This window comes from Rhodococcus sp. (in: high G+C Gram-positive bacteria) (genome assembly GCF_049591685.1).
Classification (GTDB): Bacteria; Actinomycetota; Actinomycetes; order Mycobacteriales; family Mycobacteriaceae; genus Rhodococcoides.
This window is the reverse complement of the sequence record NZ_JBAWFH010000440.1, coordinates 1-11,460: the sequence shown is the minus strand read 5'-3', so window position 1 is coordinate 11,460 and position 11,460 is coordinate 1. Positions and strand designations below refer to the sequence as shown.

Annotated in this window: 12 protein-coding genes; 7 read left to right on the top strand and 5 right to left on the bottom strand. The window is 63.4% G+C overall.

Annotated features, from left to right (window positions below):
* The 3 genes from WBQ44_RS18470 to WBQ44_RS18460 all read right to left on the bottom strand — a co-directional run.
* Positions 1–1,135: sensor histidine kinase (locus WBQ44_RS18470; protein ID WP_495568125.1), on the bottom strand; the 1,135-nt coding region annotated here is incomplete at its 3' end.
* Positions 1,099–1,767 (bottom strand): helix-turn-helix transcriptional regulator, encoded by a 669-nt coding sequence (locus WBQ44_RS18465; RefSeq protein ID WP_495568124.1) that lies wholly within the window; start codon positions 1,765–1,767, stop codon positions 1,099–1,101. The genes WBQ44_RS18470 and WBQ44_RS18465, both read right to left, overlap by 37 nt.
* Positions 1,768–1,905: 138 nt before the next feature.
* Entirely contained in the window at positions 1,906–3,273 is a 1,368-nt protein-coding gene (locus WBQ44_RS18460) for a hypothetical protein (protein WP_495568123.1), read from the bottom strand.
* Between the two features lie 262 nt (positions 3,274–3,535).
* Here WBQ44_RS18460 and rpsF point away from each other — a divergent pair, with 262 nt between their 5' ends.
* The 6 genes from rpsF to dnaB all read left to right on the top strand — a co-directional run bounded on the left by rpsF (position 3,536) and on the right by dnaB (position 9,693).
* Positions 3,536–3,823 (top strand): 30S ribosomal protein S6, encoded by a 288-nt coding sequence (rpsF, locus tag WBQ44_RS18455; RefSeq protein ID WP_121111211.1) that lies wholly within the window; start codon positions 3,536–3,538, stop codon positions 3,821–3,823.
* 59 nt (positions 3,824–3,882) lie between these two features.
* On the top strand, positions 3,883–4,437 hold the full coding sequence (locus tag WBQ44_RS18450) for a single-stranded DNA-binding protein (RefSeq protein WP_495568122.1): 555 nt from the start codon (positions 3,883–3,885) through the stop codon (positions 4,435–4,437).
* Positions 4,438–4,482: 45 nt separating this feature from the next.
* Positions 4,483–4,725, top strand: a complete 243-nt coding sequence (rpsR, locus tag WBQ44_RS18445; RefSeq protein ID WP_019665161.1) for a 30S ribosomal protein S18 — start codon at positions 4,483–4,485, stop codon at positions 4,723–4,725.
* Between the two features lie 17 nt (positions 4,726–4,742).
* Positions 4,743–5,198: a 50S ribosomal protein L9 gene (rplI, locus tag WBQ44_RS18440; protein WP_495568121.1), complete on the top strand. Its 456-nt coding sequence runs from the start codon at positions 4,743–4,745 to the stop codon at positions 5,196–5,198.
* Between the two features lie 227 nt (positions 5,199–5,425).
* Entirely contained in the window at positions 5,426–7,690 is a 2,265-nt protein-coding gene (locus tag WBQ44_RS18435) for a SulP family inorganic anion transporter (protein ID WP_495568120.1), read from the top strand.
* Positions 7,691–8,295: 605 nt separating this feature from the next.
* Positions 8,296–9,693 carry a replicative DNA helicase gene (gene dnaB, locus WBQ44_RS18430; RefSeq protein WP_495568119.1) on the top strand — a complete coding sequence of 466 codons (1,398 nt, stop codon included), beginning with the start codon at positions 8,296–8,298 and terminating at the stop codon, positions 9,691–9,693.
* 19 nt (positions 9,694–9,712) lie between these two features.
* Here the strand turns inward: dnaB and WBQ44_RS18425 are convergent, their stop codons facing one another.
* Positions 9,713–10,189, bottom strand: a complete 477-nt coding sequence (locus WBQ44_RS18425) for a DUF4188 domain-containing protein (protein WP_495568118.1) — start codon at positions 10,187–10,189, stop codon at positions 9,713–9,715.
* 103 nt (positions 10,190–10,292) lie between these two features.
* Between WBQ44_RS18425 and WBQ44_RS18420 the strand changes: the two genes are divergently transcribed.
* Positions 10,293–10,928: a MerR family transcriptional regulator gene (locus WBQ44_RS18420; protein WP_495568117.1), complete on the top strand. Its 636-nt coding sequence runs from the start codon at positions 10,293–10,295 to the stop codon at positions 10,926–10,928.
* Between the two features lie 24 nt (positions 10,929–10,952).
* Here WBQ44_RS18420 and WBQ44_RS18415 read toward each other — a convergent pair.
* Positions 10,953–11,460 (bottom strand): NAD(P)H-dependent oxidoreductase (locus WBQ44_RS18415; protein WP_495568116.1); only part of this gene is annotated, 508 nt, incomplete at its 5' end.

Sequence of the window (11,460 nt, the reverse complement as noted above, 5' to 3'; positions counted from 1 at the left end):
CCGTGATGCTGACCGAGATTCCGAGGCGGTGCGGCGGAACCCGGGTCGGATCGAAGCCAGGGCCGTCGTCGGACACCATCACGTGAGCGGCGGACGGCCGAATCGAGGCACGCACGCCCCGTGCGGCATCGCCGGCATGCCTGACGCTGTTGCGCAACGCTTCTGCTGCGGCGGCAGTGAGTGCGCGCGCGGCGTCCATCGAGACGGAGGGCAGGTCAGGCTCGTGAGCGGCTGGTCGGTCGGGCATGCTGACGTCGACGGCGATGTTCTCGTCGATCCTCGTCAGCGCCGACCGTAGATAGGCTCCGAAACTGGTGGGTGTCATCGGTTCTGCGTCGCCAGAACCGCTTCGGAGACTCTCGAGCCTGTCGAGTGCAGCCTCGGCCTGCCGGGCGAGCGCGGGATCGTTCCCACTGCGTGCGGCCGCGAGAAGCGTCGACATGACGTCGTCGTGAATGAGGGCGTCGAACCGCTCCCGTTCGACGGAACGGGCATCGGAGGCTGCCGACGAGGCGGCCTGTTCTTCGGCGACCACGCGGGTACGGTCGAGAACGCGGCCGGTCCGCAGTACCAATCCGACTGTCAGCGTGAAGATTCCGCAGAACATGATGCCGAACACGATGTCCGACACCAGGGGAACGTGCCCGTGGTCGATACGCGAGTAATAGTTGATCACCTGGCCGAGCGGAGCGACCACCAACAGGTAGACGGTCACGAAGACCGGACGCCAGGCGATGGCGGTCGCCAGCGACATCAGGCCGGGAAACGAGGACACCCACGCGCTGGCGGACACGTCGAGCTTCGGTCCGTCGAACGCCGGAATCCACGAGATCTGCGCCGCCAGGTAGCCGACCGCCATGATGGTGACGACTCGTCGTATCCAGAACACCGGGTACCGGAACGACACGAACCACAGTGACAGCGCCGGAACGAAGATCGCCACGACGAACACCGGGGTGTACCAACTCTGAAGGCTGTCCTGCTGATTCACGATCTGAGGAACGAGCAGAACGAGGTACGCTGCGGCGCCCGCGCTGACGAACCGAGTGATGAAGCGCGTCAGGCGTCCGAGGGCCGACACCCGCGAATCGGGCACCGTCAGGGCTGCGGCGGCAGTTCGGGCATCGGGAGCCACCCGTCCTCCACCGCTCGTTTGTAGAGGTCGGTTTTGGTCGGCGCCGGACGGCCCGCTTCGGCGTACTTGTTTCTGATGCGTACCAGGTAGTCGTTGACGGTCTGCTCCGACAATCCCGCGAGCCGCGCGACCCGGCCGGCCTTTTCGCCCGACGCGTACAGCGCGAGCACTTCACGCTGGCGCGGGCTCAGACCGACATCCGGCAGGTGCGGATCGCCGTCGATGGCGGCCGCCCAATCGGTGGTGACAACCTGATCGCCGGCAGCTGCGCGACGGATCGCGGAGACGATCGCCGCTGCGGGCTCCGACTTGCGGACCACACCGAGCACTCCGGCCCGTGCTGCGGATCTGACAAGGAACGGATTCTCGGCGCCGGTGTAGACGAGTACTTGAACCCCGATGGAGTGCAGTTTCTCGACGTTCGACCGAGGTGACGAACCGTCGCCCAATCGCAGGTCCAGGACAACCAGATCGAGATGGTGGCGTTCTGCCAACAGCTCGTCGACCGTTGCCGCGACGGCGACCAGTTCGAGGGCCGCCTCGTCGGCAAGTATTGCTCGCAGGCCCACGGCGACTGACTCGTGATCTTCTACCAAGCCGATCCTGCGTGGCGCGGCGTTGTGCTCTGCCATCGCCTCCCCCGTGTCTACTCGTCGCTGCGCCGAGAGGCGGTTTGTCTCGTGCGGCTGCGAAGGGCAATCTACGTTGCCCTACCGACAGTCGAACGGCAGGGTCGGTTTGTTACGTTCGGAGCGTCTACCAGCGCATTTTCACTGCGACGCCGGTGCCGCGGACGGTTGCCGGGCCCCCCGTCTCGACGAGATCTCGTTGCGCACCCGGTCGGTTCGGAGCCCCGAGCGGGCGAACACGAAGAAGAACACCAGCAGGAGCGCAGCACGCCCCCACACGCCGATCTCCACGAATACTTCCGCCGTGGATGCGTCGGCACCCTGGGCCAGCGCTGCGAAGTACCGAAAGACACCGATACCCATCGACAGATCCGCCACGAGGTATGCGGCGACGAATGGCCACGGCACGCGCAGTAGTACGAAGAAGGGGATCAGCCACAGGGTGTACTGCGGCGAGTGCACCTTGTGGAAAAGAAGGAAGCCGCACAGCATCGATCCACTGACGGCCACCCACGGATAGACGCCGTCGACGGCGACGCGACGCACGCCCAGCCACAGCGCGACCGCGAACGCCACGAACACCAGCAGCGGCGAGAGCACGTCGACGGTGTTCTGGAACGCGGCCTCGGCCTGCTCGTACCCGTCGGGGGTCGTCGCGTCGGTGACGTAGAACTGCCGGACGTAGAACTGCCGCATCCCCCAGTACCAGATCGAGTTGGTCGTGATGTCGGCCTGACGCAGTGTCTGGAAAGCGAAAGACGCCCGCCAACCTTCGAAGCCGAGTACGGCGAACGGCAGGTTGATCGCAACGACCGTCGCGGTAGCGGCCGCCAGAACGCCAACGCCGCCGCGCACGTCCAACTTGCGCCCGGGTGCCACCGAGCGGCCCTGCGCGCCCCCGTACGCGACGTGCGCGGCGAGCGGAAGCACGAACGCGCCCGGGTACAGCTTGAGGCAGAAACCGACGGCGAGCAGCACGGCTGCGACGACGCCCTTGGTGCGCAACCCCATTCGCGAGTACATGACGAACACCGCTCCCACCGCCGTCGCCACCACCGGCAGTTCCCAATTGTGGAATGCGTACAGCACCAGCGGAGGTCCGACCGACCACAGCAGGGCCGCTTTACCGGCCAGGCGGCCCAGCATCCACGCCGTCACCAAGCCGAACGGCGCGAGCAGCAGCGCCGACGACAGCAGGAATTCGGCGTCGGTGTGCGCTGGGATGGCGCCGAACCACATCAACAGGCCACTGAGAACCGGGTACTCGACGGTGCCCCCGGTCAAGATGCCGCTCGAGGTGATCGCGCCGTCGATGTACGGGAACACGTGGTTGTCGATGTCGCGCCCGAGCCACAGGAACTGAATGTCGGAGTAGCAGACCCAGCTGTCCTTGACCGTGTCGAACATCGTCGACCGGCCGTTGTCGGCAAAAGGAGCAACGGCGCAGCGAGCCTTGTTGAGATACCCGAGCACCAGTGTGAACGCGCACAACGCAACGACAGCGGTCATGGTGGTGACGGACGCGCCGGCTCCGTACGATCGAAGCCCACGAGAGGGCCGTCCACCTGAGCGCATGCCGCCAGCCTAGGGCGCGCAGACCCCTCGTCGCTCCGGTGGTCACACCGCACCGAGGGGCGCATCGGGGCCGGATCTCCGATTTCCCAGGTCAGGGCCAGGCCGTGTACCCTCCAAGGGTTGCTGACGCAACGACCCTCCTGCCACGGATAGTCCGTGGCCGTTTTCACTAGTCCACAGGAGGTGATGAGGTCTTATGCGTCATTACGAATTGATGGTCATTCTCGACCCCAACCTGGACGAGCGCACCGTCGCTCCGTCTCTCGACACGTTCCTCAACGTCGTTCGCAAGGACGGCGGCAGCGTCGACAAGGTCGACGTCTGGGGCAAGCGTCGTCTGGCCTACGAGATTCTCAAGCACGCCGAGGGCATCTACGCCGTTGTGAACATCAACGCCGAGCCCGCCACCGTCAGTGAGCTCGATCGTCAGCTCGGACTCAACGAGTCCGTACTGCGCACGAAGGTCCTGCGACAGGGCAAGTAATTGTCGTTGCTCGCCTCTAGGCTGGCATCAACAAAGACTTCTCTACTGAAAGAGGAACCATGGCAGGCGAGACCGTCATCACCGTCGTCGGGAACTTGACGGCAGATCCAGAACTTCGCTTCACCCCGGCCGGCGCGGCCGTGGCCAACTTCACCGTTGCCTCCACTCCGCGCACGTTCGACCGTCAGTCCAATGAATGGAAAGACGGAGACGCACTTTTTATGCGCTGCAACATCTGGCGCGAAGCTGCGGAGAACGTGGCCGAGAGCTTGACCCGCGGTGCACGAGTAGTCGTCACCGGGCGGCTCAGGCAGCGTTCGTACGAAACGCGTGAAGGCGAAAAGCGGACTGTCGTCGAACTCGAAGTCGACGAGATCGGGCCATCCCTGCGCTACGCCACCGCGAAGGTCAACAAGGCCAATCGCGGCGGAGGTGGTGGCGGAGGCGGCTTCGGCGGTTCTTCCGGCTCAGGTTCCTCCGGCGGATCGGGCGGTGGCCGCCCGGCCTCGAACGCGGGATCCAATTCCGGTGGAGACGATCCGTGGGGCAGTGCTCCTGCGGCGTCCGGCTCCTTCGGCGGATCACGTGGTGGGGACGACGAGCCTCCGTTCTAGATCCTCTTGCGATCGAGAACAACCAGATGTAACGGAGATACGACCATGCCCAAACCGCCATTGCGCGACAAGGTGCTCAAGAAGAAGGCGTGTTCCTTCTGCAAGGAAAAGAACACGCAGATCGATTACAAGGACACGACGCTGCTGCGTAAGTACGTCAGCGACCGCGGCAAGATCCGCGCGCGTCGAGTCACCGGCAACTGCGTCCAGCATCAGCGTGACGTGGCCGTTGCCGTGAAGAACTCGCGTGAGGTAGCTCTGCTTCCTTACGCCGCAACGGCACGATAAGAAAGGGGCGAAGACATATGAAGCTCATCCTCACCGCTGATGTCGACAACCTCGGTGCGCCTGGCGACACCGTGGAGGTCAAGGACGGATACGGCCGTAACTTCCTGCTGCCCCGTGGATTGGCCATTCAGGCCACCCGCGGTGCGCAGAAGCAGGTCGAAGGCATTCGCCGCGCTCAGGAAGCTCGGGCCGTTCGCGGCCTCGAGCACGCCAACGAGCTCAAGCAGGCCATCGAAGGACTCGAGTCCGTCACGCTGTCGGTCAAGACCGCCGGCGATTCGGGCAAGCTGTTCGGCTCGGTCACCGTCTCGGACGTCGCTGCTGCCCTCAAGGCTGCAGGCGGACCGGTCGTCGACAAGCGCAGCATCGATCTGCCGAAGGCTCACATCAAGGCAACGGGCAAGCACGACGTCGTCGTGAACCTGCACCCCGATGTGACCGCGAAATTCAAGCTGGAGGTTGTCGGAAGCTGATTCAGCTTTCGGCCCACCGAGGTCGAGAAAAGCCCCACGAACACTGTTTCGTGGGGCTTTTTTCGTGGCATATCACAGTTTTGGCCTGTCACAACGGGTTTCGATTGTGAAGGAGATCTCATGCGGGGCGGACCGGAGTTACTTTAAGTACCCTTCTATTTGGGGACGACATAACGAACCGGAGATGTACCGACCGATCAGATGCCTAGACCCCCGGAGGACCTGCCGTGACAGCGACAGTCGACAACGATTCACCCGATAGCGAATCGACACCAACGAACTCCGAGTCCACGTCTCGGATCGGGAGCATCCTCAAATTCGATGTTCCAGCTTCTCTCGTAGTTTTTCTTGTGGCAGTACCACTTTCGATCGGCATCGCCGTCGCGTCCGGTGCGCCCATCATGGCCGGTCTCATCGCCGCTGTCATCGGCGGAATACTGGCCGGCGCGCTCGGAGGGTCGGCGCTGCAGGTCAGCGGTCCCGCGGCGGGTCTGACCGTCGTGGTAGCCGAGCTGGTAAACCAATTCGGTTGGGCAGTAACGTGTTTCATCACGGTCTGCGCCGGGGCCGTTCAGATCCTGTTGGGCATGAGCAAGATCGCCAGGCACGCGCTGGCGATATCACCCGTGGTCGTGCACGCCATGCTGGCTGGTATCGGTGTCACCATCGCACTGCAGCAGATTCACGTCCTGCTCGGCGGTGAGTCCGAAAGTTCCGCAGTGGAGAACCTGCTGGCAATCCCCACCTCGATCGCCGACGGCCAGTGGCCGTCGATTCTCGTCGGCGGCGTCGTCATTGCGCTGATGCTGCTGTGGCCTCGCCTGCCCGGTATGGCGTCCAAAGTGCCCGCGGCCCTCGTTGCGGTCGTCGTGGCCACCGCGCTGTCCGTCGGTCTGGGCTTGGACGTCGAACGAATCGATCTGCCCGGCAACCTGATCGAGGCTCTCAGCCTTCCGGTGCTTCCGGACGGGCAGTGGGCTGGAATTGCCACCGGTGTTCTGACGATCGCCCTGATCGCCAGTGTCGAGAGTCTGCTGTCCGCAGTGGCGATCGACAAGATGCACTCCGGACCACGCACCAATTTCGATCGAGAGCTCATGGGCCAGGGCGCAGCCAACGTGGTGTCGGGTGCGGCAGGCGGACTACCGATCACCGGTGTCATCGTGCGCAGCGCCACCAATGTGAAGGCGGGAGCCAAGTCTCGCGCTTCTGCGATCCTGCATGGCATCTGGGTGCTGATCTTCTCGGTGCTGTTCATCTCTGTGGTGGAGCTGGTGCCGTTCGCAGCGCTCGCCGGCCTGTTGGTCATGATCGGTGTGCAGCTGATCAAGTTGGCAGACATCAAGATTGCCAGCAAGACCGGTGACATTGCCGTGTACGCCGTCACCGTCGTCGGTGTCGTGGCGCTCAACCTGCTCGAGGGAGTGTTGATCGGCTTGGCACTCGCTGTCTTCCTGGTTCTCAGGAGAGTGGTCTGGGCGCACGTGCACGCCGACGAGACGGTGGACGGCACGTGGCGCGTGCACATGCGGGGCTCGCTGAGCTTCCTGTCGTTGCCGCGCTTGACGCGAGTGCTGACAACGGTGCCTGCGGGGCGCAAGGTGCACATGGAACTCGCCGTCGATTTCCTCGATCATGCTGTGCACGAACACCTTCACGAGTGGGTTCGACAGTACGAACTCGGAGGCGGCACCGTCGTCATCGAAGAGAACGGTTCGGCATCACTTGCCGCCGCAACCGAGGGTCCGCCGAAACGTGGCATGGCCGCGGTGCGCGGATCTCTCGCGCCGTGGTCCGCCTGGCAGCTGAAGAACGACAGCGGTGGCGACAGCAACCCCCCGGCGTTGCGTCCCGTGCTCTCCGGAGTTGCGGAATACCACCGCATTCACGCGGAACACATCAAACCGCATCTGCAGGACCTGACGGAGTTTCAAGATCCGGACACGTTCTTCCTCTGCTGCGTCGACTCGCGCGTCATGCCCAACACGATAACCAACAGTGGTCCTGGCGACCTGTTCACGGTCCGCAACATGGGCAATTTGGTTCCACCACAAGGCCAGGACACGTCCGTCGAGGCTGCACTGGCGTACGGCATCGATGTTCTCGGTACGAGTTCGGTCGTGGTGTGCGGCCACTCGGGTTGTGGCGCTATGAAGGCCGTCATGGCTGGGCCCGAGAACTCCGGCGATGCCACTGTCGCCGAATGGTTGCAGCACGGTGTGGCGAGCCTCGACGCTCTCCGCAGCGGGCACCCTGTCGGCCGCAGTGCCGCCGAACTCGGGTTCTCCGAAGGCGACCAACTGGCGATGGTCAACGTGGCGGTGCAGTTGCAGACACTGACCCGGCATCGGGTGGCCGGGCGTGCCGCCGCGGACGGCAAGCTGCGCATCACCGGATTGTTCTTCGACATCCCGTCGGCCCGGGTGCTGCAGATCGACACGAAGAGCGTGACGATTCTGGACACGGCGGACGCGGAGCCCGAAACCGTGTAGGCCGCCGGATGGCGACGAACCCGCGCGGTGCATCTGCACTGCGCGGGTTCGGTGCGTTTCAGGGCGTGATCGACGGGTCGGCCGTGTGTCCAGACCCCAGAAGTACGGGCACGGAATCGGGTGTGAAAACGGACTGCCCGGCACAGAACGATCTGCGCGCACGGTTTTGTGAGTGTTCCCAGCCACTGTGACGTGATTCACGCGCTGAGTTCATCTTCTGGTTGCTCAACACGCCCGAGTTGTCAACTCGGGCGACACGCCGCGAGTTCATTCATGCACAGGAGAAAAACTTTATGTACACCCTCCGAAATGGGGATACGACCCATTTCGGAAAAGTTATACCCAGGTTATCCCCAGATGGTCAACACGGTTCTTCTGCACTGTCCACAATTGCTCCACAGGTTCATCCACAAGCCGTGTTGTGACTCGAGACCAGAACCCCTAACGTCCCTCCAGCGTGTCTTCGTGGGCCGATCGCGGTGCCGACGGCGGCGGTGGCACTCGGCATTCACGGGGTGTCGTATGCCAGGGGTACAACTTGTTTCTGTACGTGGCCGCGATGAAAAGCGGCTGCGATTCCGACGGGGAAGGACGGTCGAGTTCGCGTGGCAGTTGTGGACGATCGAGAACAGTCGGAGTACTCCTCCAGCCCCCCACCCCGGGAGGCACCCGGCGAAGACTTCGGCCGTCAGCCACCACAGGACATGGCCGCCGAACAGTCCGTCCTGGGCGGCATGCTGCTGAGCAAAGATGCCATCGCGGATGTGCTCGAAGTTCTCCGTCCGGGTGACTTCTATCGTCCGGCGCACCAAAGCGTGTACGACGCCATTCTGGACCTCTACAGCCGCGGTGAGCCCGCAGACCCGGTGACGGTGTCGGCCGAGCTGGACCGACGCGGTGATCTGAAGCGAGTCGGCGGGCCGCCGTACCTGATCACCCTGACGCAGACCGTGCCCACGGCAGCCAACGCCGGCTACTACGCGGAGATCGTCGCCGAGAAGTCCATCTTGCGTCGGCTCGTGCAGGCCGGTACCCGCATCGTGCAGTTCGGTTACGCAGGCTCGGACGGCCAGGACGTCGCCGAGGTCGTCGACCGCGCACAGGCAGAGGTCTACGAGGTCACCGAACGACGCACCTCCGAGGACTTCCTGCCCCTCGAAGAACTCCTGCAGCCCACGATGGACGAAATCGACTCCATCGCCAGTCGCGGCGGCATCTCCCTCGGCGTGCCCACCGGATTCGCCGAACTCGACGAAATCACCAACGGTCTGCACCCCGGTCAGATGATCATCGTCGCGGCGAGGCCGGGTGTGGGCAAAAGTACTTTAAGTATGGACTTCATGCGCTCGTGCTCCATCAAGCACGGCATGCCCAGCGTCATTTTCTCGCTGGAAATGAGCCGCACCGAGATCGTCATGCGCCTGTTGTCGGCAGAGGCGAAGATCAAGTTGGGCGACATGCGTTCGGGAAAGATGACGGACGACGACTGGACGCGCCTTGCCCGTCGAATGAGCGAGATCAGCGAGGCTCCGCTGTTCGTCGACGACTCGCCGAACCTGACGATGATGGAGATTCGAGCCAAGGCACGGCGACTGAAGCAGCGCAACGGACTGAAACTCATTGTGGTGGACTATCTTCAGCTGATGTCGTCGGGCAAGAAGGTCGAGTCACGACAGCAGGAGGTGTCGGACTTCTCCCGTCAGCTCAAGCTGCTCGCCAAAGAACTCGAATGCCCGGTGGTCGCCGTCTGTCAGCTCAACCGTGGTCCGGAGCAGCGAACCGACAAGAAGCCGATGGTGTCCGACCTTCGCGAGTCCGGTTCGCTGGAGCAGGACGCCGACATGGTAATTCTGCTGCACCGTCCCGATGCCATCGAGCGTGACGACCCGCGTGGTGGTGAGGCCGACCTGATTCTCGGTAAGCACCGTAACGGGCCCACAGCGACGATCACGGTGGCGCACCAGCTGCACCTGTCCAGGTTCGTCGACATGGCACGAGGCTGATTCGGGCAAGCGCCGAAAATCAGCCGCGCGCGATCCGAGCTCTGGCAGTGTCGCTGCGTTTGCCCACAGCCACCGAAGTACCGGCCGCAGCGAGACCCATCACCGGCATGTTCGAGTAGATCGACTCGAACATGCCGACGCCGACTGTGAAGGTCTCGTGGTAGACACCGACGTCGCCACTCGTTCCGACCTTGTTGTTGAACGCTTTCCATGCAGGCAGGTGCGGATCGTTCGTATTCTTGGCGAACGCCTCGAGGTGATCGAAGCTCCTCCAGTATTGAACGATCGTGACGGTGCGCCCGCCCACCGCCATGCGCGTACCCAGTAGCCCCCTGTCGGGCTGTGCCTGTAGCTGCCGAAGCATCCGCGGCATCGCGATGAACGGGCCGATCCACTTGTGGATCTTCCACAGCTTGTTGATGCGCATTCCGATGATGAAAACCACGAAGTCGCTGTCCATGTGCGCGGTGTACCGGCCGTTCTGTACTGCAGTCATAGCGCGTCCCTTCACTGGCGGCCTCAGTAGTCCCGCCTACGGATAGTGGGTCTATCTATTATGGATAGTGCTAGTATCCGTTCGTGAAGTCAAGGGTTGCCCGGTGAAGGTTTCGGAACTGAGTGCGCGCAGTGGAGTGTCCGTCGCATCGATCAAGTACTACTTGCGCGAGGGGCTTCTTCCCGTTGGTGAGCAGACCGCAGCCAATCAGGCCGACTATGGCGAACTGCATGTGCGGCGGCTGGGGCTCATTCGCTCACTCATCGACGTCGGCGGCCTCTCGATCGCCAGGGTGCGGGTCACGCTGGCTGCGGTGGATGACGAGTCGACGCCGATGCATGACGCTTTCGGCGCCGTGATGCACGGTCTCGACGAGCTGACCGCTCATGACGCGCCCGACGACGTAGCGGCCGCATACGTCGAGGTGCAGGCGTGGCTCGAGGCCAGGGGGTGGCGAATTCAGCCCGACGCCCCGGCGCCGCACCGGTTGGCGGAACTCGTTGCGACACTGCGTCGCTTCGGGTTTCCGATCGATGTCGCGTTCTTCGACGACGTCGCAGACGTCGTCGCACGTACGGCACAGGCTGAGGTCGAATATGCCCGTGCCATGCCTGATCGCACGGCAGCCGTCGAAACGATGCTCGTCGGAACCGTCATCACCGAGCGGGCGCTCGTCGAAGTGCGCAGGCTCGCTCTCGAGGCCGCGAGCTTCCGTATCGACGCGGAGCCGGGTGCGTGAGGCATGCAACTCGTCTGCGCTGCGTCAGGCGTGAACGACCGATGCGCCTGCCGTGACGTGTGCGACGACACCGTCGACCACTCGGCGCACCTCGGCACCGATTCCCTCGGTCGGTCGGGTATCCGATTCGTGAAGAAACGTCGTCGAACCGACTGTTGCGCCGCAGTATTCGATGATTCCATGTTCGATCTGCGTACGAAGGGCACTGTCGTAGCCGTGCCGCTCGAAACTGCCGGCGTCGTCGCCGGCGATCGGTACGAGGTGCACTGTCAGTCGGTCGAGTTTTCGGTCGAAGCTGCTGCCCGGTGTGTAGTCGAAGGCCCAGCCGTTGATGAACACGCGGTCGATCCAGCCTTTCAGCAACGCCGGCATGGACCACCAGTACACGGGAAAGACAAGAATCAGGTGGTCGGAGCGATCGATCCGATCCTGTTCCGCGAGAACAACGTCCGATCCGGGTCCAGCCGTTCGGTAAGACTCCAGATCGGCCTCGGTGAACCGCGGGTCGAATCCCTCGGCTGCGAGATCCGCA